This is a genomic window from Lactobacillus melliventris, assembly GCF_042679465.1.
Classification (GTDB): domain Bacteria; phylum Bacillota; class Bacilli; order Lactobacillales; family Lactobacillaceae; genus Lactobacillus; species Lactobacillus melliventris.
Genome location: NZ_JBHTMT010000008.1, coordinates 42,591 through 65,945 on the forward strand (window position 1 = coordinate 42,591; position 23,355 = coordinate 65,945).

Annotated in this window: 20 protein-coding genes; 2 read left to right on the top strand and 18 right to left on the bottom strand. The window is 35.6% G+C overall.

Translation table 11 applies throughout. The features are described from left to right. Nucleotides 1-535: 535 nt before the first annotated feature. Complete coding sequence (locus tag ACFQ32_RS08870) at nt 536-2,455, bottom strand: fructose-specific PTS transporter subunit EIIC (protein WP_046324420.1); 1,920 nt, start codon at nt 2,453-2,455, stop codon at nt 536-538. Between the two features lies 1 nt (nt 2,456). Further along, on the bottom strand, nt 2,457-3,386 hold the full coding sequence (pfkB, locus tag ACFQ32_RS08875) for a 1-phosphofructokinase (protein WP_046324419.1): 930 nt from the start codon (nt 3,384-3,386) through the stop codon (nt 2,457-2,459). Between the two features lie 120 nt (nt 3,387-3,506). Between pfkB and ACFQ32_RS08880 the strand changes: the two genes are divergently transcribed. After that, nucleotides 3,507-4,268, top strand: a complete 762-nt coding sequence (locus ACFQ32_RS08880) for a MurR/RpiR family transcriptional regulator (protein WP_046324418.1) — start codon at nt 3,507-3,509, stop codon at nt 4,266-4,268. Between the two features lie 57 nt (nt 4,269-4,325). On the opposite strand, the gene ACFQ32_RS08885 is transcribed toward ACFQ32_RS08880, so the two are convergent. Then, nucleotides 4,326-5,321: a tagatose 1,6-diphosphate aldolase gene (locus tag ACFQ32_RS08885; RefSeq protein ID WP_046324417.1), complete on the bottom strand. Its 996-nt coding sequence runs from the start codon at nt 5,319-5,321 to the stop codon at nt 4,326-4,328. A gap of 142 nt (nt 5,322-5,463) precedes the next feature. Beyond that, complete coding sequence (locus ACFQ32_RS08890) at nt 5,464-8,313, bottom strand: TIM-barrel domain-containing protein (protein ID WP_052724627.1); 2,850 nt, start codon at nt 8,311-8,313, stop codon at nt 5,464-5,466. Between the two features lie 199 nt (nt 8,314-8,512). Here ACFQ32_RS08890 and ACFQ32_RS08895 point away from each other — a divergent pair, with 199 nt between their 5' ends. Then, nucleotides 8,513-10,531 (top strand): hypothetical protein, encoded by a 2,019-nt coding sequence (locus ACFQ32_RS08895; protein WP_046324416.1) that lies wholly within the window; start codon nt 8,513-8,515, stop codon nt 10,529-10,531. Between the two features lie 70 nt (nt 10,532-10,601). Here the strand turns inward: ACFQ32_RS08895 and ACFQ32_RS08900 are convergent, their stop codons facing one another. The 14 genes from ACFQ32_RS08900 to ACFQ32_RS08965 form a co-directional block, all read right to left on the bottom strand. Next, nucleotides 10,602-11,003 (bottom strand): PTS sugar transporter subunit IIA, encoded by a 402-nt coding sequence (locus ACFQ32_RS08900; RefSeq protein WP_046324415.1) that lies wholly within the window; start codon nt 11,001-11,003, stop codon nt 10,602-10,604. A gap of 63 nt (nt 11,004-11,066) precedes the next feature. Further along, the gene (locus ACFQ32_RS08905) at nt 11,067-11,885 is read right to left on the bottom strand and encodes a PTS system mannose/fructose/sorbose family transporter subunit IID (RefSeq protein ID WP_046324414.1); all 819 of its coding nucleotides are present in this window, start codon (nt 11,883-11,885) and stop codon (nt 11,067-11,069) included. Then, complete coding sequence (locus ACFQ32_RS08910; RefSeq protein ID WP_046324413.1) at nt 11,872-12,795, bottom strand: PTS mannose/fructose/sorbose/N-acetylgalactosamine transporter subunit IIC; 924 nt, start codon at nt 12,793-12,795, stop codon at nt 11,872-11,874. Before ACFQ32_RS08910 ends, ACFQ32_RS08905 begins: the two co-directional genes overlap by 14 nt. A gap of 10 nt (nt 12,796-12,805) precedes the next feature. Further along, nucleotides 12,806-13,294 (bottom strand): PTS system mannose/fructose/N-acetylgalactosamine-transporter subunit IIB, encoded by a 489-nt coding sequence (locus ACFQ32_RS08915; protein ID WP_046324412.1) that lies wholly within the window; start codon nt 13,292-13,294, stop codon nt 12,806-12,808. Nucleotides 13,295-13,458: 164 nt separating this feature from the next. Then, nucleotides 13,459-14,625 carry an SIS domain-containing protein gene (locus ACFQ32_RS08920; protein WP_046324411.1) on the bottom strand — a complete coding sequence of 389 codons (1,167 nt, stop codon included), beginning with the start codon at nt 14,623-14,625 and terminating at the stop codon, nt 13,459-13,461. A gap of 23 nt (nt 14,626-14,648) precedes the next feature. Next, nucleotides 14,649-15,365 (bottom strand): GntR family transcriptional regulator, encoded by a 717-nt coding sequence (locus ACFQ32_RS08925; protein ID WP_046324410.1) that lies wholly within the window; start codon nt 15,363-15,365, stop codon nt 14,649-14,651. 280 nt (nt 15,366-15,645) lie between these two features. Further along, nucleotides 15,646-16,443: a hypothetical protein gene (locus ACFQ32_RS08930; RefSeq protein WP_046324409.1), complete on the bottom strand. Its 798-nt coding sequence runs from the start codon at nt 16,441-16,443 to the stop codon at nt 15,646-15,648. Next, nucleotides 16,434-17,408 carry a sugar kinase gene (locus ACFQ32_RS08935; protein ID WP_046324408.1) on the bottom strand — a complete coding sequence of 325 codons (975 nt, stop codon included), beginning with the start codon at nt 17,406-17,408 and terminating at the stop codon, nt 16,434-16,436. The genes ACFQ32_RS08930 and ACFQ32_RS08935 overlap by 10 nt, the downstream gene beginning before the upstream one ends. A gap of 46 nt (nt 17,409-17,454) precedes the next feature. After that, nucleotides 17,455-18,270: a 2-dehydro-3-deoxy-D-gluconate 5-dehydrogenase KduD gene (gene kduD / locus ACFQ32_RS08940; protein ID WP_046324407.1), complete on the bottom strand. Its 816-nt coding sequence runs from the start codon at nt 18,268-18,270 to the stop codon at nt 17,455-17,457. A gap of 11 nt (nt 18,271-18,281) precedes the next feature. Beyond that, complete coding sequence (gene kduI, locus ACFQ32_RS08945; RefSeq protein ID WP_379907137.1) at nt 18,282-19,127, bottom strand: 5-dehydro-4-deoxy-D-glucuronate isomerase; 846 nt, start codon at nt 19,125-19,127, stop codon at nt 18,282-18,284. Nucleotides 19,128-19,144: 17 nt separating this feature from the next. Continuing rightward, nucleotides 19,145-20,722: a hypothetical protein gene (locus ACFQ32_RS08950; RefSeq protein ID WP_046324406.1), complete on the bottom strand. Its 1,578-nt coding sequence runs from the start codon at nt 20,720-20,722 to the stop codon at nt 19,145-19,147. A 28-nt stretch (nt 20,723-20,750) separates the two neighbouring features. Next, the gene (locus ACFQ32_RS08955) at nt 20,751-22,640 is read right to left on the bottom strand and encodes a heparinase II/III family protein (protein WP_046324405.1); all 1,890 of its coding nucleotides are present in this window, start codon (nt 22,638-22,640) and stop codon (nt 20,751-20,753) included. Beyond that, entirely contained in the window at nt 22,627-22,914 is a 288-nt protein-coding gene (yajC, locus tag ACFQ32_RS08960) for a preprotein translocase subunit YajC (RefSeq protein ID WP_046324404.1), read from the bottom strand. The genes ACFQ32_RS08955 and yajC overlap by 14 nt, the downstream gene beginning before the upstream one ends. 2 nt (nt 22,915-22,916) lie before the next feature. Then, nucleotides 22,917-23,345, bottom strand: coding sequence for a PTS sugar transporter subunit IIA (locus tag ACFQ32_RS08965; protein WP_046324403.1), 429 nt, complete (start codon nt 23,343-23,345; stop codon nt 22,917-22,919). Nucleotides 23,346-23,355 lie beyond the last annotated feature (10 nt).

Here is a 23,355-nt window from a genome sequence, read left to right on the forward strand (position 1 = left end):
AATAGCCAGTTTTGAATATTTTTGTTGCAAAAGTGCTATAGTTAATTTAATATTCAGCTGAAAGGAAAAGAAAAATGAGTAAATATGAAGTTAAATTAGATGAAAATGATTTACAGATGCTTGAGGATTGTCATTCAAAAAATCCTTCAATTATGAAGGCATTGAATGCAGCTAAAAAGATTGAAGATTAAAAGTTAATACGACTAGAAAGCAGATATGTCCTGCTCCCAAGTTTGAGGAATATTTTGGGACTAAATTGTCTATGCAAGATAAAATTGAACTTGTTAGTCATAGAAGATTTTCATTAGCTATATTTTGGCGATATCACATTATCAAATCTATTCCAGCAGCAAGCACTTTTGTAAGATAGCGCAATTATAACTTTAAACAAAAAGAGACTGGGAAAAAAACTCTAACCTAACTAAAAAGGCCGACAAATCACGTCAATAAAACGTTGATTTGTCGGTCTTTTTAAATTGTGAAATTTTTTAATTTAACTTCAAAGAGCACTTTTTTCCAGACTCTTTTTAGTATATTAATTATTTTCAAACAAAGCCTGAATTTCTTCAGGAGTGTTGGCCTTTTTAAGGCTTGCAATAAAGTCTTCATGAGTCAACAATTTAGCAGTATTTGACAAGTATTGCAGATGAGCATTGCTATCAGTTTCTGGTATTAAAAAAGAAATAACTGTATCAATTTTCTTGCCATCTAAAGATTGCCAATCAATTGGCTCTTTGAGTTTTAAGACTATCATTGAAGACTTGGCAATTGCAGCTGACTGAGCATGGGGAATTGCAAAGCCATCAGTCATACCAGTTGAGCCTTCTTTTTCACGTTTAAGATAGCTATCGTAAACCGCATCACTATCATTTGCTAATTGGTTTTTGACAGCAAAATCAGCCAGATATTTGAGTGCATCATTACGACTAGTAACAGCAACACCAACTTGAATGTTCCTTAATTCAAGAATATCACTGGGCTCAAAAGCTTCTGTATTAATTTCAGTATTTTGATTAGTTACATTGGCCTCGCTAGGTGCAACAGTAGTTTCTGCTGCTGCGGCCAGCTTATCTTTTTTATCAAATCTACCGGCAATTAAAGCTAACAGCGCTCCTGAAATAGCAGCTCCAATGAGAATCCACAATACCCATAAGAACGGTTTATTAACTAACGGCAAAACAATAAAGCCACCATGAGGAGCAGGTACACTGATTTTCGTTATGTAAGTTAAAACTGATGCTACTGCAGAACCAACCATAAATGCCGGAATATTCCATAATGGGTGTTTAGCAGCAAAAGGAATCGCGCCTTCAGTAATATGAGTTGATCCTAGTAAAAAGTTGACATAGCCAGCAGCTCTTTCACTCTTTGAATATGCTTTGCGATTCATTAAGACCGCAAAGCCCGTAGCTAGAGGTGGAGCGATACAAGCCGCAGAAACACCAGCCATAAAGTAATAGTTTCCTTGTGCTAACAGCACGGTTCCCGTAACGTATGCCGCTTTATTAATTGGTCCACCAAAGTCTGCCGCACACATGATGCCAATTATGATACCTAACAGTGCAGGATTAGTATTTTCAAAACCTCTAAGCCAGGACATTAAACCAACGTTCAATGCTTTAATTGGGGTATTTAACAAATACATAATTGATCCCGTGATTAAAACCCCGAGAACAGGTAAAAGAAAGATTGATTTCAACCCTCTAAATTTATCATCTGGCAGTGGTTGAAATAGCTTCTGCAAGCCTAAAACAACAATTGCTGCTAAGTAGCCACCAACGATGGCTCCCAAAAAGCCACCGCCACCGTTGAAGGTGATAAAACCGGCAGAAAGGCCTACTACAAAACCCGTTCTTTGAGCCAAAGCTTCAGCAATATAAGCTCCTAAAACTGGAGCCATTAAGTTCATAGTAGTACTGCCGACTGTATTTAGCATCGCAGCAAATTGATTGTATTCGCTACTTTTTGGATTTGCTGAATCAATTCCCCAGAAGAAGGAAATGGCCATTAGCACACCACCTGCAACGACAAACGGCAACATGTGAGAGACGCCATTCATTAAAGAGGTATAAATTTTGTTGCCTAGCTTTTGCTTTCCTACACTTTCATGAGTGGAATCTTCAGCTGCCTGACCCTCTTTATAAATAGGAGCTGCCAACGCTTTTTTGATTAAAGCATCTGGTTCCTTTACGCCTCTGGCAACAGGAACAACAACCAGTCTCTTTCCTGCAAAGCGATCCAAGCCAACATCAATATCAGAAGCAACTATCACTGCTTGAGCATCTGCAATTTCCGTACTAGTCAGATTATTTTCGATGCCCGTTTGACCATGTGTTTCAATTTTGATAGTATAACCAAGCTTTTCAGCCGCTTTTTCTAAGGCCTCTTCTGCCATAAATGTATGAGCGACACCGGTTGCACAACCAGTAGCACCCACTAAATCATAATTAGCCACTTTATTTCATCCTTTCTTCCACTGAAATTTGCGGTAATAACTCATCTAAAGAAAAATCTGTCAGTCCTGTGCGACTAGCGGTATCGCTACCCGCGGCAACAGCCATTTTAAGAGCAGCACTAACTGGTTTGTTCTTTTCCAAAAAGGCAATAAAAGTACCCAACATGGTATCTCCGGCACAAGCTGAATTAACCACTTGTATTTGCGGAGCATTGGCAAATAGAACATGATGTTTATTAATAAAAGCAGCGCCATCAGCACCTAGAGAAACTAAAACATTTTGACAACCCAATTTGATTAATTTCTGAGCCAATTCGACCGTTTTTGCGGCAGTCATCTCACCCTCATAATTGAAGAAGGCAGCGAGTTCACTATCATTAGGTTTAAGTAAAAACGGCCGGTATTTTAAAGTATCAATTACTTCTAGGTAACTACTGTCAATCACAAATTTAGCCCCCTGTTTTTGGACTAACTGAGCCAGTTGGACTAAAAAGTCTGGTTTTATACCCCGAGAAAAACTACCGGAAACAACTACCATATCATCCTTAGTTACTGTGCTTTCAAGATAATCCAAAAATTGATCTTGTTTATCTGAACTTACTACTGGTCCCGGATTAACTTGTTTGTATTCTGTACCTTCGTCTAAAACATCCGTAAAGACATTAACTCTAGTAGGTTCTTTTACCTTTAAGAAATTAGTTTTAATACCCTTCTCTGCTAAACCAGAAATGACATAATCTAATGTAAAGCCACCACCAATTCCTGTGGCCACACTATCTATACCTAGTTGCTTTAAGATAAATGAAACATTGACCCCTTTGCCATTAGGTTGTAATTCAAATTTTTCAGTTCTATTAACTACCTTCGGTTCCAGCTTCTTAGTGACAATTACTAAATCAATTGCTGGATTCAACGTTACTGTATAAATCAAAGATTTCTCTCCCTTTTTTTGCCTTTTGTATTATTATAAAGACAAATATGTGTAACGTTTTTCTGAATTGACAGCGTTTACTATAATAAAAAGAAAAATATTTACAAAAGGAGCACTTAAATGTCAACAAAAGAACTCTCAGCAGCAGAATTGCATCTTTGGAATATAGTCGAAAATAATCCCCAAAAGATCGCTAATATGTCAATAGTAAAGTTAAGTCAATTCGCGAATGTCTCGACTGCAACAATTGTACGCACCATGCAAAAGATGGGCTATAGTGGTTACACCTCTTACCGTGAAACTTTGAAACTAAAAAGCAATTCAAATTCTACTTTCAGTGTGCTAAATGATGCTGATGATAAAATCAGAAGCGTCATTACTAAAAATGAAATTGAAATGAACAACACGCTGCACAATTTGAGCTATAGCACAATCGAAGATAGTATTTCATTGACAAAACAAGCTAAAATCGTTTTTATTTTTGCTCGTGGTTTGTCTGAATCAATTGCTCACGAAATGATGGTCAAATTACAATTAACCGGAAAATACTGTGAATTTCACTCAGATCCAAATATTATCAAGACAATTGCCAGCAAGATTAAGAAGGATTCGTTAGCAATTTTTATTACCTTAAATGGAGAAACTGAGGAATTAGTAACTGCAGCTAAAACCTTAAATAAAAATGATGTTCCAATTTTGACATTTACAACTAACTCATCAGGCAGTATTTTGCCTTTCTCCACTTTAATTTTCACTGGCTACAAATCAAAAACTAACTATTTTCCTGAATATGAGGTTAGATCACGCCTGCCACTGCAAATAATGACGCGCATCTTTTGTGACGCTTATTCGGTTAGATGTGATTTTTATAAGAGCAAATAAAAAGCCTTCTATACTTTAAAATAGTATAGAAAGCTTTTTTAAGTTTGAGAAATTCAGTTATTCAGCAACTTCCAGCTTATCACGCCAGGATTTTGCACCTTTAAGAGCTTCATTTAAGTTTTCGATATTCTCTTTACCATGAGTAGATAACCATTTTCTACCTGCTTCTTCACTTTCAGCAGCGAACGGTTTAATGGCTGGTTTCCAAGTAGCACGACCACAAAGAACACCGTTAAAGTCAGCTCCAGCTTCTTCAGCCATTTTAATTTCAGCGATAAATTCTTCACTGGTTACACCAGCTGATAAGAAAATATAAGGCAAGTCAGTTATTTCAGACTGCTTTTTAAGCAGATTCTTGGCTTCTTCTTGAGTATAAACAACATTGTTGTCACCGTTAAAGCCTTCGACGAATTTAATGTTAAACGGAATTTCAACTTTAAGGACAGTTACACCATATTCAGGCTTTGAAAATTCTTTCATTGTCTGCAAAACTTTGTCAGCTTTAACCTTGGCAAATTCTTCGCTCTTGGCGTCAGGAATGTTAGCGTCATAAGTCAAAACTTCTAAGAATAAAGGTAACTCATTGGCCTTAGCTTCTGCACCAACTCTTTCAACAAAAGCTTGCTTTTTATCATTAATTTCTTGGCCCTCATCAGGATCATAATAAACTAAAAACTTAATGGCATCTCCGCCTTCATTTTTAATTCTTAATCCGGACTGATTAGCAATTAAGTCAGGCATTCTTCCTGGTTCAGTAGTATCATAACCGGTTTTTTCATAAGAAAGTAATAATCCGCAATTCTTATCTCTAACTTTGGTAGCTGGTAAGCCATACTCTGGATCAGTCAAAATAGATGAAGCATATGGGGTCAGCTCACTAGATACTGCTTTTTTAAAATCAACGATAGTTGTTTCATCAGCAGGTTTATTAGCAGCCTCTGCTAACATCTTTTTCAAAGAGCCACGTTGGTCAATTGCCAAAGCACTAATTACACCATCAGTAGTTGACAAGTTTTCCATATGTTTGGCAACTGCTGCAGAAATTGTTTTCATTATATATCTCCTTTAACATTATCTTTAATCGCACAATTATTATTATATACTGATAGTTTAGCCTTTTAAAGAAAAGCAGAAGTTTTAGTAAACTTTTTCACAATTACAAATAATCTAGAAAAAATTTACTTTAAATACCAAATTATTTCTTTTTAGAGCTAACGGCTTTCTTGGTCTTGCAAATAATTTTTGCTCCCCAAGAAGAAGCTGTCAGTTCTTTAATTTCTCTAACTTGAAAAGTATGTGTCGTTTCAGGCTTCAAGTTATTTAACGTAAAATCTGTTTTTTCAATATTAGAATATAGCAAACCATCGATTTTTAACTGATAACTGTCACAGCCAGGTACTGGCTGCCAAGATACTGTAATAGAATTTGAGGTGGTTTTTTGATCATTTTGTGTTAAATTAGCTGGAACTATTAGAGCCTCATTTTTTAGCGGCAGTTCATTAACTGGTACTGCTGTCGAAGCGATGCCTGTAATCTCAACAGTGATTTCATTTTGACACACATTCGTCTGTTGCAGTTTTATCCTTAAAAATGTCTGCTCCAAATTTGCGCTAAATTCTGCTAAATATGGATTTGTCAGATAATGCTGATCGAAATAGTAGCAATTATCATGCTTTTGAAAATCCGCTAAATTTTCTGCTTCAGTTAAATGAACTTCTTTATTACCGATCAGAACTGCGATTGTCCTTGGTACTTTATTAGTTTTAATGCTTAACTCAGTTGTCTTTTCAGGGTCAAACTTTGCATAAGTACCTTGAGCTTTATTAATTTTAATGGTCAAACTGGAGCCCCGTAAACTACTGCTAATTTCAGTTTGGACATATCTATCTTGCTTATATTGGGCAGAGAAGCCATCATCTTCATAGACATTAAAATTGCTAGTATCACTGGGATAAATCACAAATTGCCGCATCTTTTTTAAGTTGAGATATTCCTGCGGCGTGTTAGTTGCTGGTGCTACCGGGATAATGGCTCCGGCTTTAACAAATACCGGCAGTTTCCACAATGGAGCGGCAAAATTGTTAATTACTTGTCCACCTTGATATTCCTGACCAGTGAAGTAGTCAATCCAGATTTGTTTTTTATCAGGCAAATAGATTTCGTTTCTGACATCATTTCCTTTTTCATCGCTGGTAGTGTTTTGATAAATTGGAGCAACTAAGAAATTATCTCCCCATGAATACTGGTACCTGACCAAATTTGTATAAAATTCTGGAACGTTAGGGTACTCCAAAAACATGGCACGTACCATTGGTTTACTAGTAAAGGTTGCCTGGGCAGCAATACTATAAACATACGGCAGCAACATTGATTTCTGCTTTAAATAAGCACGATTCAGTTTAGTTGTGATCCCGCCAAACGCAAATGGATTCTTAGGATTTTTGCCCCAGCCATCCATGTTCAGCTGAATTGGTGTAAAGGCCTTCCACTGATAATCTCTAGTATTAACAATCGGGTTTTGCCCACCAAAAATACCATCCATATCCGAAGCAACATTAGGTTGGCCCGATAATCCTTCACCGATATAAGTTGGTATTTGAAAGCGAATATACTCCCATTCGCCACCAACTTCATCTCCTGTCCAGACTGTACTAGTATTCTGCGTTCCTGCCCAACCATCAACTGTAATAATAAACGGCCGCAACTGATCGCCTTTAATTTTAGCAATCATTTTAGCTGTACTTTGCGTGGCATTTAACCCAAACGAATAACCATGGCCAACCCATGCTTCATCCGTCTTAAGTGCAGTTACTCCGGCAACTAGTTCCTTTTCAAAATCGCGATCATCCGGCTTAGGATTTTCAGGATCAACTGGTGCTAAATTTTGCTGCGTCCATAATCCTACTTGCACGCCTTTGCTATTAGCATATTTGACAAACTCCGCTAAGTTCTTAAGATTTCCTGCTAGAGTATCCGTTTGCCCATAACCAGCTCCATAGCCGTCATTAGGCAAAAACCAACCTATAGGCATATCATGCTCAAGGTACTGGTCAAGCATTGCCCGGGCACTAAATTGATAGGAAACCCCGCCATGTTCGCCGTTCAGCGTTTCCCTAATTGACTTTGGCTTTAATTCTGCAGGTAAATCTTTTGGTTGATACTCCCTGTAATACTTACCATCTGGATATTTGATAGCACCCTTTTCTTTAGAGTTAACTTCTACCCAATAATCACGGTTATAAGCATTTAAATGAGCTTCATAAAAACCAAAAATTGGTGTTAAAGCCGGCTGGCCAGTTAACTGATGATAAGCACTGAGCAATTCATAAGCCGAATCCGCAAAGAAATAGACAGCATCGAAGCGTTTTTCTTCGTGAGCAGTCGTAATTTTATTGTTAGAAGCGTTGTCAAAATCGTAATGTCCGGGTTTAAAAGTATTACGGATCACGCCATAACCAGCCGTTGACCAGTAAAAGGGATTAGGAGATGCTACACCTTGATCAACCCAGTTATTGGTATTAACAATTGCAATTTTTTCTCCAGCGAGTGTGAATCGCCCGTTTTGCGTACCTCCACCAAAGTAATTACTATTGCAATCAACTAGGGTTTGAACTGTTAATGAATCCTTCAATTCAACTGGCTTTGCTTCTTGAAAAATCGTCTTACCGTTTTTAGTGACGCCTAAAGTAGCTGAGTTTCTGTTTAAATTAATTTCAATTATGCCCGTATCAATTTGCCAGCCGGTATTGGTTACACGAATACTGGCACCATTCATACCGCAAGAATCATAAATATCTTTCACAAAAATTTGAGCATGTAAGCCAGCTTCAGATTGTTCTGGTTCTTGAAACTTTTGAGTCGGATCAATATATAATCTGAATGTTGTTGAGTCCAAGATATAAAGGCGAGCTGTCAGCCCGTTTTGATAGTTAATTTCAAAATAACCTGATTGCTTAGTCACATTAGTGATAGCTTGCAACTTCAAGTTACTAAAATCGGTTACTTGGTTTTGGTCATTTTTATTAATAGTGCTCTCCTCCTTCATATTAAAAGAAAATTAATCTTAATTAGAAATGTTTGATAGGATTGATTATATGCTAAATCAGGGTGAGGATAAATAGTTATACACAAAATTATTGTCCAACCACTTATTTGTCTTTCTACTTAAAACTCAAGGTATACAGCCTTAAATTATGCTAGAATTAAGATAAGATATACAGTTATTTTTATATAGGAACAATAATATGACATTTATTTATACATTAAGATATATGCTGGATCCAAGAACAAATACGCCAGCAAAAGACGAAAAATTAATTGATTTTGTTAAAAAAGGCCGAATTGATGATGTAGCCTTTTTCATAAATGGGGAAGAATTAAACCACAGTCACTTAACTAAAGCAGAAACACAAGTCTGGCTAGATGCCATTAAGCCTTTACAAAAGAAATTATCTGATATAGGTGTAACTACTAGTTTAAACCCGTGGACAACTATTATGCACTCCGATCGGGGCTATCGGGTTAATCCTGAGATTGGTTTCAATACTTTTGTTGACATTGATGGTAATAAGGCTAAGGATATGGCTTGTCCTGCTGATCCTACATGGCGCAAATATTTGGCTGCCACTTATGCTCAGTATGCCAGCATACATCCCCGTCGATTATGGTTAGAAGACGATTTTCGCCACTATAATCACACCCCTTTAAAATTGATGTGTTTCTGCGACTATCATATGCAACTGTATAATGAAAAATTAGGCAAAAAAGAAACACGTGCTGAATTTGTTAAAAAGATGTTGCAACCGGGAAAACCCACTAAGGAGCGCCAAATTTACCTGGATCAAGCACGTCAAGAAATGATTGAAAATGAACATCTAATTGAGCAAGCCGTTCATGAAGTCAGTCCCGAAACAGATCTGGCACAGATGACTTCATACCCTGACTGGCACGCTCTAGAAGGTCGTGATTGGGAAAAATTGTTTAAGGCTTTAGCTGGTGAAGGTCATCCCAAGGTGGCTCGGCCCCACCTACCTGCTTACAATGAAGTTGCGCCTCTAGCATATGGTAGAAATTTTGAAGAGTATACTCGTATTACCGCTGCTTTTTTAGGAGAAAATGCTGAATTTTACCCTGAATTAGAAAGTTATATGTATTCCCCTCTAGTCAAATCAAATGCATTTACTGCATTTCAAATTATCACTGCTGCTTTAATCGGAAGTCAGGGAATCCTACTCAACTTATATGACATGATGGGTAATGGTATCAATGAAAGCTGGCATTACGCTGAAATGCTTGCTGACATCAAGCCATTCGTTAATCAACTATTAGAAAATCGCCTGCCGCTAGATCATTTAAGAGGGATTAAAGTTCTGGTTGATCAAGATTCCAGTTATCACTTACAAACTACTGCCGGCAAAAACGTGGAAGAACTTTTGCCCCACGAAAAAAACTGGGCTAGTCTATTAGGAGCTTTTAGTTTTGCAACAAGCATTTTACCTGTTAATCAAAAAACTTCATTAGAAAACGAAATTATTGCTGTTTCCGGGCAACTTTTACGTAATCTGGCAAATGACCAGATTACAGCATTGCTCAAAAAGAATTTGGTATTGCTTGATGGCGAGAGCGTGCAAGTTTTGCTTGACCGCAATCTGGGTAACTTATTGCACGTTAAAAATGCTGAGTGGCATCCAGTTCGCACCAATTATCAATCCTTTGAACAAGCCGACGGACACATTGTTGATGGCGTCAAAAATCCACGAATAACAATGTTGCAACATACTGGTAATTATTTAAAAATTGAATATCAGCCTCAAAGTGATGTAAACGTATGGTCATTTGCGTACAACTCGATTGATGAAAAATTGGGCAACGTTATGGCTGTTATTGATCAACATATTATTGTTTTACCTATGGATCAAGATCCACGCCACGGTTGGGATTCCCAATTTATTACGTATAAGCAGGGACTGCTCCAGCAAATGCTTGACAGTATTAAGCCTGTAGACTACTTAATAGGAATGCCTAATGTTAAGCTCTTGGTTGAAAACGATGGTCAAAAAGCTTGGCTCGCTAACTTTACATTAGATGGTTACCAGCAAATAAAATGGCATCTGGCAGCACCACTTGTAAGTAATGAGGCAACGATAGTTAGAAAAGTTGGTAATTCAGTTAAGAAGACAAAAATTCATATTAATGTTGAAAATGGCATTGCTTCAATAGATGAGCCTTTAGCACCACTTGAAACTATTCAAATACTGTTTTAAATTAAATAAAAGCCAAAAATAGCGCCTAGTCTCTTTGTTTAGAACTAGACGCTATTTTTTTATTTAAATGCTATTTTTTCATTTTAGCCAACATTGCAGTGACATCAACGATACCAGCTTTACCTGCTGTCACATAATCGGATTCTGCACCGCTCATTTGACTGTTGAGCCATTCAATTACCAGTGGTAAATTCATTCCCGAGATTAAGTGAATTTTTTGACCACCCATAATCAGACGACTAACCACATTTGCCGGAGTTCCACCCATTAAATCGGCGAAAACAGTAATATCTTCGATATTCATTCCTGAAATCTGCTCTTCAAATTTTTTCTTAAAATCATCAGGACCTTCAGATGGAAGCAAACATACCGTATGTACGTGCTCTTGTTCGCCCATAATTAATTCGGCACTGGCTTTTACGCCCTCAGCCATTTTGCCATGACTAATTAAAATTAATTCTTTTTCTGCCATACTTTATCTTTCTATTTAATACTTTATACTATCAGCTTTACTTAAAGCAATTACTATATTTAATTATATCTTAGCGATAACTCCAAGGCCACCTAAAACAATACATAGTATTAAAACAATAAAGATTGCTTTGGTTGATGTCATACCCTTCTTACCAAGAAGCCAGTAAACAAAGCCTACAACAGCTGCTGGTAATAATTTAGGAAGAATCATGTCCAAATTATTTTGAACATTCATAGTAACTTTACCAATTTGAGGTGCCCAGGCAAACTTAATGTTAACCATAGTAGCAACAAGGGCACCAACCATGAATACACCCAAAACAGTAGCGGAATCAGTTAAAGCGTTTAAGCGGTCTCTCATGTCAGTAACTAGAGAAACACCTTTGTCATAAGCAAAGTGAAGTTGCTTCCAACGGAAGACACAGATCAAAAGGCAGGCAATAACCCAAATGATAACACCAACTGGGTTTCCTTGAGTTGCCATTGAAGCAGCTAAAGCACCAAAAATAGTTGGAATTAAAGAAGCGAAGATAGAGTCACCGATTGCGGCAAATGAACCCATCAAACCAACTTTAATACCAGTAACGGTGTCTTTTCCTTCAACACCCTCATTTTCCTCTACGGCAAGATCAAGACCAGTGATGATTGTATTAAAGAAGTTAGAAGTGTTAAAGAACTGCATGTGAGTCTTCATCATTTCCTTTAACTCTGGAGTATCATCGCCATAAATTTTTCTCAATTGGGGCAAAATAGTGTATAGATAACCACTATTCTGCATTCTTTCATAGTTCCAGCCTAACTGGAAACCAAACAAAGATCTCCGGTTAATTTGATTGAAGTCTTGTTCAGTTAATTTATATTTAGGTTTAGAGTTCGTCATCAGTAATCTCTCCTTCATCGTCATCAGAGCTTGAACTTGCATTATTACTTTGACCTTCTGTACTTTGTGCTTGAGCAGTACCTTTATTTATCGGAATATTCTTGTAATGCAAAATTGCAAGAGCTAATCCAAGCATTGCAATTGCAAGCATTGGCAAGCCATTGAAAATAGTAGTGAAGCCTTTGTTAACAGCTGTTAAGCCTGTACCCAAAGCTTGCATTCCACTAAAGAGCACTGAGAACAATGTCGTAATTGTAAAGCCCAAGATCAAATATGCTGCATGTCTCTTAACTGGCAAGTACCGGAGCAAAACAGCAAAACCAACTGCTGGTAATGTGGCACCAGCAACAGTCAAACCATTACCAAGCCATAACAGATCTCCATTTAAAGCATTTGCGATCTGCTGTACTAATCCCTGACCAAAGGCCAATGCGATAAAGACAGGAACAGCACGTGAAAGTGACCACGGAATTGCACCGTATAAAACATTTCTTTCAACTGCCTTATAGTTAATCTTGTCTTGATCAATCAAATGATCAATTCTGTGTGAAAAGTAGGTGTTGGCAAACCTTGCCAAAACGTCCAATTCAATCATAATAGCAGCAACTGGAACAGCAATTGAAGAAATAGCTGTTTGAGGACTCATACCTTTAATACTAGTTGAAAATGCTGTAGCCAAAACTGTACCGGTAGTAGCGTCAATTCTTGAAGCACCACCAAAAGTACCGATACCTAAAACTGTCAACTGCATTGATGCACCGATAAACAGACCGGTAGGCAGATCTCCCATGATCAGACCGGCGATCAACCCAGCACCAACTGGTGTGTTTAATGATGAATAAATTTGCAATTCATCTAAAATTTCTAATCCTGCATACAACGTAAGCAGTAATATTTGCCACCAAGCCATTTTTCTCCTCCTACTTCATCTTTTCATTAATCAATTTCATTAAATCCCGTGACTCAACACTAGGATTTAATTGGGCAATTAAGTTAACGCCTTTGCCAGAAATCTCTCTAAAAATATCGGCTTCATGCTCATTGATATTAACTTGCTTAGTCAATTCAGTAGTATCATCTTGTTTAGACATGTTACCAACATTGATTGTGTCCAGCTTAATACCCATGTTAAGCAATTCAAGAAACTTATCTGGTTTCTTAGCTACCAAAAACAGTCTCTGCTTGCCATAACGTTCTTTCTTCAGGTGATCAGCAGCTATTTCAGTTGGTAAAACACTTAGCTTAGTAGTCATAGGTGTAGCCATTCTCAAGCCGCTTTTTTGGATGTCATCCTTAGCTGCCTTCTCATCAAGAACAATAATCCGTTCTACTTGCAACTGAGGTGTCCACAAGTTTGCCACCTGACCATGAACCAAGCGTTCATCAACTCTCGCTCCTACAATATTCATATTTCTTCCTCCATATCTTTTAAGGAAATCTAAATATTAACAAAAACGCTTTCAACCCTAATATTAAGGTACCAACCAATTTTTGTCAATATATATTTTGGTATATTTAAAATACCTTTTTTTGAAAACATAGTTATACTTTTTTCAATAACAACAAAAGCATATTAATGAAATTCGTGAATTGTGACTCCTTTAACCACACGATTAACCGTGCCTGTTGGAGAAGGTGTATCCGGCTTATTATTAACTTTGATTGAGGTTAACAAAGCAATTGTTTGACCAAACATTACATCGGGTAAAGCCAAATATGCATCTGGCAACAATTCTTTCTCAGCAAACGTAAATGATTTACCTGAGAAGTTTTGTCCTTCTTTCTCCTGCCCCACGGCCATCACTAGCGGTACAATTTCGTCATCTTTAATTTCGTTTAAAATGTCCAAATCATATTGTCTGGTATAAGTATTATTTGAAACAAAATCAAAAACTATTGTCTTTTTGTCCAAAAATGACTTAGGGCCATGACGTAAGCCCATTGATGTATCAAATAGTGCTGCCACTTCTCCTGCAGTTAATTCCAAAATCTTAAGTCGCGTTTCTTCAGCAAGACCTCCTAAACTGCCACTTCCTATATAAGTAATACGATTAAAGTCAGTATCAACTAAAGATTGAATTTCATCTTCACGGTCAATGACGCTTTTACCCATCTGTGCAATTTGCTTAACAATCTGCTCTTTTTGCTCATCTGACAATGTATCAAAAACAAGCAGTGCCATTAAGCTCATGCAGGAAAATGAGCCTGTCATGGCAAATCCCTGATCTAGTGACTTTTCCGGCATTAATAAAACTAATCCAGAAGGGTCACCTTTTAAGTCTTGTGCCAAGTGGCCTTCTGGTGCACAAGTAATCGCTATTTGATATAAATTTTTAACTAACTTTTTAGCTAACTCTACAGTTGCTACAGATTCCGGTGAGTTACCACTGCGAGCAAATGATACCAGAATTGTAGGAGTATCTTTTGCCAAATAATCTTCCGGAGTAGAGACAATTTTAGTAGTATCAATAGCTTCAAAGTCATACCTTGTTCTGTCACCATGCTTTTGTAAATATGGCATAATCGTATTCCCAACATATGCACTAGTACCGGCACCAGTGAAAATAACTCTGGCTTTGCCGCATTTTTGCTTTATTTCGTCTAAAAATTCGGTAATTTTCGCCTTGTTATTCTGATAAATTGACCATGTTTGTCCCCATAATTCAGGCTGCTGTTCAATTTCGCGAGTAGTAATTTTAGCGCCCATTTTTTCTAATTCTGCATCTGTTTTTGAAAACATAATTATTTTCCTTCCTTATATAACTAAGATAAATCATTATATTGACGTGAACGATAAACGAATTTATCGCCTCTAGCCAAAGAAATTGTAAACTCTACTGGTACATTTTTATCATTAATAGTTTTTCGAAATATTTTTAGACTCGGTGCGCCGACTTCCTCAGCCAAATTTTTACTCTCTTCAGAATTAAGACAAACCGCTTCAACATCTTCAAAAGCCATTACACTAATTTGGTTGTATTTTTCTTTCATAACAGTATAGAGTGGCTTAGATTTTAAATCATCAATAACAAGTTCAGGGAATATTTTTTCCGGTAAATAGGACGTACTGAAAATTCGCGGCTCATTATTAGCAAGACGCAAACGTACAAGCTTGTATGTTTTTTCTGTCGGTCCTAAATGTAGCTGTGCTGCAATATTTTTATCCGGGATAATCAAGTCTAAACTTTGATTTTTAGTTGAAGCCTTCTGACCAGTTCGTTTTAATTCTTCTGAAAAAGAGTACATCCCTCCAATATTAGGCTGATTAAGAAAAGTACTTGAAACAAAAGTACCTTTACCATGAAGACGATAAATCAGTCCCCGTTCTTCAAGATCCAGAAGTGCTAACCTAACTGTATTACGGCTAACCCCATATTTAACCAATAGTTGTCGTTCACTAGGTAATTTGGCATTAGGTTTCATATTTTTTATCTGTTTTTCTAAGTCTAAAATTACTTGTCGATAAAGTGGTTTTTCCATTAATACCCCCTCCTCAATTAACTGGTTGATACCACTTAAAGTTTATCAAAGAAAGCGGTTCATTGCAATTTGATTTTAGTGTTTTATAAATAATAAAAATGAAATAGGAGATTAAAAATACCATTAAGAGAAAACCCTTAATGGTATTAACTAGATTTATTCAACTAATTTTTAAAAGTAATATTTTCTCCAAATTTTTCACTCAAGTAAATAAGTTTTTGACTTATTATTGATTCATTAATTTAAAGAAAAAATGAATCAGCCGAAATACAATAACTATTTAATTGATATTCGTTCCCCACACCAATAGCTGACTTAGAGAAGGAAAAGCTTCACTACCATTCGCAGCCTTACACAAATGGTTGACTTTTAAATAACTGCTTTTCTTTTTTACTACGGAAAAATACTGAATTTTATCTGTCTTTTCTAAATTTAATGTTATAGTTGCTCCATCAGAAAACGTAATATCTGCTTTAGTCCAATAATTATCATGAGGAAAGTCCGCACGCAAAAGAATACCAATTTTTTTAACCAACACTTCACGGCCAAAATCTAATTTTAATTCAGCATCATCTCTTTGGTCTATTCCCCATGACTGAAAAGGAAACCGACCGTGTCCTTTATTTGCTAAATAACCATCAATCACATTTTTAGCTAAAAAGGCATCTTCATTTCTGGTCTCTGCATTGGCAGTAACATGAGGAAAGGCTCCACTATTTTGGTGCTGATCGTGTGAATTATATGCCAGGTTCTGTTCTCTTAATATTTCTTCTGTTGTTGCCTCTCGGACGTAGGCATAATGAGCAATCCCTCCAAAAGAACCATCTGCCATAGCAGGGTAGCGTTGAAAATTAAAGGGAATATTATACCGCCAGTGCTTGCCCTGAATATATATTAATGCTGGATTTAAAATAGGATCAAGCTGAACAACTATATATGAATTAGGCTTTTCTAATTCAATTTCATAATAATCCCCCAATTGATATCTTTTTTTAAACACAAGAACTGTAATATCATCTTGCATTTGTTCCAATAATACCTTATCTTCTGCATCTTTTAAGCTAACCTTTATTCGCATTTATTATTTTTCCTCATAAATTGTTCTAATTGACTTACATTAGGATAGCCATCGTTATCACCACGAGACTGAATAGCTAACGAGCCAATTGCGCAAGCTCTTTTTACAGATCGCTTTATTTCTAAGCCAGAAATCAAGCCTGAGATTAGTCCCACTGCAAAACCGTCTCCAGCACCAACAGTATCAACTATTTTATCTGTATGATATCCTTTTACATATCCACTAGAACCGCTGCTAGTTTGGTAATAGGCACCTTTAGCTCCTAATTTAACAACTACTAATTTTGTGATATCACTTTTACTTAAATAAAAACTAGCAATTTCTTTTGGATCAGAAGTACCAGTTAATATTTTTCCCTCATTGCTTCCAGGCAGAACAACTTTAGACTGAAATGATAAATCATTGAGGACTCTAATCATTTTTTCTTTATCGTGCCAAAGAGACATGCGAATATTAGGATCGAAAAAACTAATAACTTCCTGTTTTTCAGCTTCAGTCAAAATCTTTTCAGTTAAATGTAAAGTACTAGTTGATAACGCAGCTAAAATACCTGTCACATGAACTGCCTGAAAATCTGAAATGTTAATTTTTGCCAGGTCTGCACAACACAAATGTGAAGCAGCAGAATTTTTACGACAATATGAAACTTGCGGATCTCCCTTTGACACTAACTCCTTAAAGTAAAATCCCGTAGGCCATTCCTCATCCTGTCGCAAATATCTTATATCTATTTCTTGCTTTCGCATAAATTTGACAATTTTTTTGCCTAAAAGATCTTTACCCACATTTGATAAATATGTCGTTTTTATTCCTAACTTTTCGAGACCAACAGCGACATTTAGCTCTGCACCAGAAGGAAACGTTGTGAAATTCTCAGAATCAATCAATGATTGGTCTATGTCTCTAGAGCTAAACACAATCATTGGCTCACCTACCGTTAAAACTTTATTTTTTTGAGACTCCATTATTTTCACCAATAAAAAAGCGGCATTTAAGCCGCTTCATAGTATCCTATCTTACTAAATAACCACCATCAACTGGTAAAATAATACCATTGACATAATTTGAAGCAGCACTAGCTAAGAAAACTGCCACTCCCATCAATTCTGAAGGTTCTGCCCAATGACCAGCTGGAATACGATCTAGAATTTCCTTGTTGCGATCTTTATCAGCACGAATTGGGGCGGTATTAGCTGTTTTAATATAGCCTGGTGCAATAGCATTAACCTGAATATTGTAAGCACCTAACTCACTAGCAAAAGATTTAGTAAGTCCTGCAACCCCATGCTTTGAAGCAGTATATGATGGTATAAATTTACCACCTTGGAAGGATAGCATAGAACCAATGTTTATAATTTTTCCGGACTTTTGCTTTGCCATTACCTTAGCTGCTGCCATTGACATATGGTAAACTGCATTCAAGTTAATATTAATAACCTTGTCCCAATCTTCGTCTTTTGATTCTAGTAAAGGATTACGTCTAATCATACCTGCATTATTAATTAAAATATCAATATGACCAAAAGTTTCTAGTACTTTATCTATTACCTGTTGAGGAACGCCTGGCTTAGTCAAGTCAACATCCATAAACTCTACTTTACGGCCGCGTTTTTCAATCATTGCACGAGTATTATCCCATTCAAGTGTACCGAAAGTAGGAATAAATATATCGGCTCCTGCTTCTGCTAAAGCAACGGCATAACCTTGACCTAATCCTGTATTACCACCAGTAATAACGGCAACCTTTCCTGTTAGATCAAAAAAGCTCATCTTAAATTTATCTAATGCTTTTTCGTTATTTTTAATTTCTTCTTTTGATTGTTCCATTTTGTCCTCTTTTAATTTAAATCTTCCATTGGAATTGTATCCATATCATCATAAGTTTGATTTTCACCAGCCATAGCCCAGATAAAAGCATAATTTGCTGTTCCGACTCCACAGTGAATTGACCAGCTAGGATTGATTACAGCTTGTTCATTTCTAATAACAATTTCCTTAGTTTCATGCGGCTTACCCAAAATGTGGAACACTCGGGTATCTGGTGAAGCAAACTCACAATATAAATAAGCTTCCATACGTCTGGCGTGAGTATGCGCAGGCATTGTATTCCAGCCTGAGCCACTATCTAGAACTGTATACCCCATTTGTAATTGGCAGGTATCCATCTGGCTGGCATCAATATATTTATAAATAGTACGCTTATTCATATGCTCCTGATCACCTAAACGTTTCTTAAGTGCATTCTTAAATAACAATTTTTTATTAGGATACGTTTTTTGAGCAGGTGTTGATACTACGTAATATTTTGCCGGCTCTTTTGGATTAGCAGAAGTGAACACCACATGCTTATTTCCTTTACCAATGTAAAAGCCATCATGTTTTGTCATTTGTTCTTTTTGACCATCAATTTCTAATGCACCATCGCCTCCTAGATTAATAATTCCTAATTCACGTCTTTGCAAAAAGTAGTCAACTCCTAAGTCCTTATCTAGAACTATTTCCAATGGCTTATCAGTTGGCATTACTCCGCCAAGAATCATTCGATCATTAAAAGTATAGGTCAAATTGATTTTTCCGGGTTCAAATACTTTTTCTACCAAAAACTGATCTCTTAATTCTGAAGTTGAATAGTTTTTTATATCTTCAGGGTTATGACCATAATTAATATTCATTTTCATAAAAATAAAAGCCTTTCTTTATATTACTTAAATTCTAATGGTCCAATTGAAGGATTAATTGAAATGGGATTACCAGCAAAATCTGTAATATTACTTGCTATAGTAGTACCAGCTTTCTGTAATTCTGATATTTGTAATAACTCAGCGATATTCAAATTATTTATCCCTGAATCACTATCCTGAATATCAGAAAGTAATTTTTCTACCAGTACGGGATTTTGTAATTTAATATTCTCACCACTTGTGAACCACTTATCATTAAAACCATAAGTAGCGTTATTACAAATATTAATATCACCAGTCATGTCGTCATAATTGAATGTTTTTAGCTTTTCCGATTTAGAAATAATGACGTTATTTACAAACCTCAAAGTCCGTTTTTTAGAACTTGTTTTAAATATTTCAGCCGTATTTGGATTAGTAATAAAAAGGTTATTATAAATATCCACTTTTTCAGCATTGTCTTTAGGTAGATAAGAAATCAATTTATTATTATCCCAACCATCATTGACGCTGACGTTATATCGAAATACCCCGTTTTTAGAATAATTCATAAACAGCACTGTACCACGAGCATTATCATGAGAATAATTGTGTTGGACAATAACATTATTGCAGTTTAAATCAATATCAAACGCAGTACCGTCATTAGAACCATATTTTCCGTTGGCAACTTCATTTCTTTCAACTACAACGTTGTCTGAGGACATTACCCACAGTCCAGCGTAGTTATAACTAGTATTTGCATTACAAAATTTATTAACTATATTGTTTTTTACAATACCATCACTAGCAACCTCAGAAATAATCAATCCATCGCCAAACACATCGTCAACTTTATTGTTTTCATACCTAATATTTTTATTTAGCTTAGGGTAACTTTCTGAACCATTAGAATAAAGCATCGTAGTTTTGTTTCTAATTCCAGCTGTTGCTACATTTTTAACTTGATTACTTGTGACCGAAACATTTTGAAAGCCAAAGTTCTTATTATTATTTATTTTGCCATTGAGATCTTCATTGATACCAATCAGTATGATTCCACCAGTTACTTTCCAGGCATGATCTACCTGTGTGTCAGAATTAACATCATGGACAAAATTGTTAGCAATTGTAATATTTTTTTCTGGTGTATTTCCGTTATTAATTACTAAAATTCCGGACCTCTGAGAATGAACTTGTAAACTATAATTTGTAACTTCTAAGTTACTTATCACCCAATCATGTTGATTAATAAGCATTACTGTTCCAGAATTTCTAACATAATTTGAAGTACCATTGCCGTTGATACGAGGTCTTTCTTTTCCCCCGTACTTATTTATTTCAATTGGGTGATTTTCATTGCCACTTCCTTTGGGATGAAGCTGGCCGTTCCATTCAGCACCGCTCTTAAAAAGGATTTTATCGCCAGGTAAAAATTGAACAGAATTAACTTTAGCAAGTGTTTTCCACGCATAATTTCTACTTATGCCGCTATTTGAGTCCGATCCTTTAGGATCAACATAATAAGTAGCTGCTTTAACATTCGTCTGTGTAAATGCAATTCCTAAAATAGCTATGGCAAATGTTAAAATGAAACAAAAAATTTTCTTTTTTTTCATCTTTGTTCACCTCTTTTTGGCTTTAAAACTACTCCTCAACACTGATGTTGCCATAAAAAGGAATATTATTTACAAAATATAACTTATTTCCTTTAATGGTATTTTCATGTTGAATATTAACAGTTATCGGCTTTCTTCCATTCAAAGAAATAACTATTCCGTAGTTATGGATATCACTTGTATCAACCTTGCCATTCCTCATTGAGTCCACATGGTTAACACCTGCAATAACCTCTTTTTTACCAATTACAGTGTAAGAAACATTACTATTATTAAAATTATCAGAAATAATCAGTTTCGAAGTTTGCTGGATCTGATTATATCTATCTGAAAGTAATTGCCTTTGTATTTCAACTTGTTTTGAAGAATGAAATAAATAGTATTCATTTTGGTTAATACTAATTTTAATTTGGTTTTGTGTTATTTCCTTTACTTGAGATACTGGATTTAAAATCCAATTATTGCTTTGTAAGTGCTGGCCAGAATCTTCGACAATATCCACAATAACCATAATAGTGGCAGTCTTAATCCAGATAAAATACCTTGTCACAATGTAATTTATCTTCTTATCCACATAAGTACATTTGATACTGTCAAAGGTTTTAAAATGGGCTACTTCATTTCTCTGGTTTGAAACTACCGTACTAAACTTCCAAGAATTTAGTGGTACAGTAGGAAAAGTATTATCCACTAAAATAACATTATGTGAAAAGCCTGACTTCAAATATCTACGCTCTTGCGAATTGACATATGTATACCTTCCAGGATCAAGAAATATATCATCATCATTAATTACCAAGTCTAAATGACCGGAAGAAGCATGACCGTGTCCGCTTCCTAAATTACCGTTATAAATGTGCCAATAATTCTTGCTATTAGTATCTTTAAAGAAAAAGTTTCCTGAAGTAATCGAATCAAAATATCTATTTTCATCTAATTTTTTTTGGCCTAAAGTTATTTCTGCTTTATCTGCCAAAGAAATCAGTAAAAAATCATATTTATAATTCGAATTGAATTTGCCAGCTAAAATATATTCTGCTGTTGCAACTAAGTCAGCTATTTTAATTGAATCAGTATCTCCCTGCTGTAAAAGATTGCCATTAGGTTTAATTAAAAATTTGCTTGCTTTAAGCATTCTTTTTAATACATTCGTAATTTCTGCAGGAACAAACTTTTTATTAGCCTTAAAACTAGCAACAACTGATAATGAGCTTCTAAATACTTCAATGAAGTACAGTGGTGATTGCTCCCATTGAAGGCCCGTCTCATCTACTTGCAGTTTTAACTCTTGAATTAACTTATCCAAGGCCCAATTTGAAATTTGATCATCTATTATATTAGGGTGTTCAGCAGAAAAGGCTAGTATACCAGTGGTTATTAGTACTCCCCAATTACTTAGATCATACTTTTCAATATAATTGTCTTCCAAATACTTAGCTTGACACTTGACTGATTGATTAATTTGGCTTTCTTCTTCCGCACTAACGATGTTCCTACTAATTAAATAGCTAAGGGGCTTTGACCAATTTAACAGCCTTATCCCAGTATCAATTGTGCGCCATGTCTTATAACGAGCTGAATCGTCTGTATCATTATTTTGTATCCAGTCAAAAATAAATGTTTTTATTTTAAATAAATACTCACTCTCATTTGTCCGAAGATAAGAATATAAAAGATCCTGTAAATATTCTTGACGCTTTAAAACATAAAGCCATTCAGGGTCACCATTAGGAGACTTCTGCCAGCTATTTAATTGATATACTTCAGGACTAGGCTCCATATCATAAACATGTTGAAAACGGAATTGGCTATTCAATAATAATTTTGCGTTATCTAAATAGTCTTTTGCATATGAAATCCTACCCTCGTGAATAAAACTATTTAAATTTATTTTTTCTTTTAGATTATTTGGTTTCATTTTTTATTTTCGAAGCTATCCCGTGCTTATTGACTTTGACTACAGCATTATCTGTTACTTTTAAATCAACATAATTTTTTGTTATGTTTTTTATGGTACCGACAACACCACTAAGCAGCATAACTTTTTCACCTTCATGTAGTGAAGCAAAAAAGTTATCCATCTCTGCTTTCTTCCTTTCATTGCTTTTTTTTCTGGCAATAGGAATAATAACAAAATAAAGAACTACCAAGATAATTACCATAATTGTTATTAAAATATTGATCCAGTTCACTATTAGGACTCTTTTTCTAAATCTTGTTTACATGAAATCTCTTTCATTAATAATTTTGATTCATTAATTACATGCTTAATTTCTTTGTCAATATTTTGAGTGTTCAACTGCTCAGACATGTTTTTCAAATATATATCCAAAACTAAATTTAAAGAAACACCAGCTACTATAAATTTGTGTACATCATTTTGTAATAAAACTTTTTTAGCTACGATTTGGTATGGTGCACCGCCAACCATATCAGCAAAGAAAATTACATTCGTATGTAATTGAATATAGTGATCAACATCTTGCTCAAATTGCTCATGAGTAGTTTCTTCATTTAAATTAAAGCAGGTGATTCTATCACAAGTTCCTGCAATTAATTTGACAGCCGATTTAAGGCCCGAAGGAAAATTACCATGTCCTATGATACATACATCATATTTCATAACTATTTAC

Bases quoted from the DNA above. Each gene is read 5' to 3' on its own strand.
- ACFQ32_RS08880 (WP_046324418.1), top strand. From the start codon at position 3,507: ATGTCAACAAAAGAACTCTCAGCAGCAGAATTGCATCTTTGGAATATA.
- ACFQ32_RS08885 (WP_046324417.1), bottom strand. From the start codon at position 5,321: ATGAAAACAATTTCTGCAGCAGTTGCCAAACATATGGAAAACTTGTCA.
- ACFQ32_RS08890 (WP_052724627.1), bottom strand. From the start codon at position 8,313: ATGAAGGAGGAGAGCACTATTAATAAAAATGACCAAAACCAAGTAACC.
- ACFQ32_RS08895 (WP_046324416.1), top strand. From the start codon at position 8,513: ATGACATTTATTTATACATTAAGATATATGCTGGATCCAAGAACAAAT.
- ACFQ32_RS08900 (WP_046324415.1), bottom strand. From the start codon at position 11,003: ATGGCAGAAAAAGAATTAATTTTAATTAGTCATGGCAAAATGGCTGAG.
- ACFQ32_RS08905 (WP_046324414.1), bottom strand. From the start codon at position 11,885: ATGACGAACTCTAAACCTAAATATAAATTAACTGAACAAGACTTCAAT.
- ACFQ32_RS08910 (WP_046324413.1), bottom strand. From the start codon at position 12,795: ATGGCTTGGTGGCAAATATTACTGCTTACGTTGTATGCAGGATTAGAA.
- ACFQ32_RS08915 (WP_046324412.1), bottom strand. From the start codon at position 13,294: ATGAATATTGTAGGAGCGAGAGTTGATGAACGCTTGGTTCATGGTCAG.
- ACFQ32_RS08920 (WP_046324411.1), bottom strand. From the start codon at position 14,625: ATGTTTTCAAAAACAGATGCAGAATTAGAAAAAATGGGCGCTAAAATT.
- ACFQ32_RS08925 (WP_046324410.1), bottom strand. From the start codon at position 15,365: ATGGAAAAACCACTTTATCGACAAGTAATTTTAGACTTAGAAAAACAG.
- ACFQ32_RS08930 (WP_046324409.1), bottom strand. From the start codon at position 16,443: ATGCGAATAAAGGTTAGCTTAAAAGATGCAGAAGATAAGGTATTATTG.
- ACFQ32_RS08935 (WP_046324408.1), bottom strand. From the start codon at position 17,408: ATGGAGTCTCAAAAAAATAAAGTTTTAACGGTAGGTGAGCCAATGATT.
- kduD (WP_046324407.1), bottom strand. From the start codon at position 18,270: ATGGAACAATCAAAAGAAGAAATTAAAAATAACGAAAAAGCATTAGAT.
- ACFQ32_RS08950 (WP_046324406.1), bottom strand. From the start codon at position 20,722: ATGAAAAAAAAGAAAATTTTTTGTTTCATTTTAACATTTGCCATAGCT.
- ACFQ32_RS08955 (WP_046324405.1), bottom strand. From the start codon at position 22,640: ATGAAACCAAATAATCTAAAAGAAAAAATAAATTTAAATAGTTTTATT.
- ACFQ32_RS08965 (WP_046324403.1), bottom strand. From the start codon at position 23,345: ATGAAATATGATGTATGTATCATAGGACATGGTAATTTTCCTTCGGGC.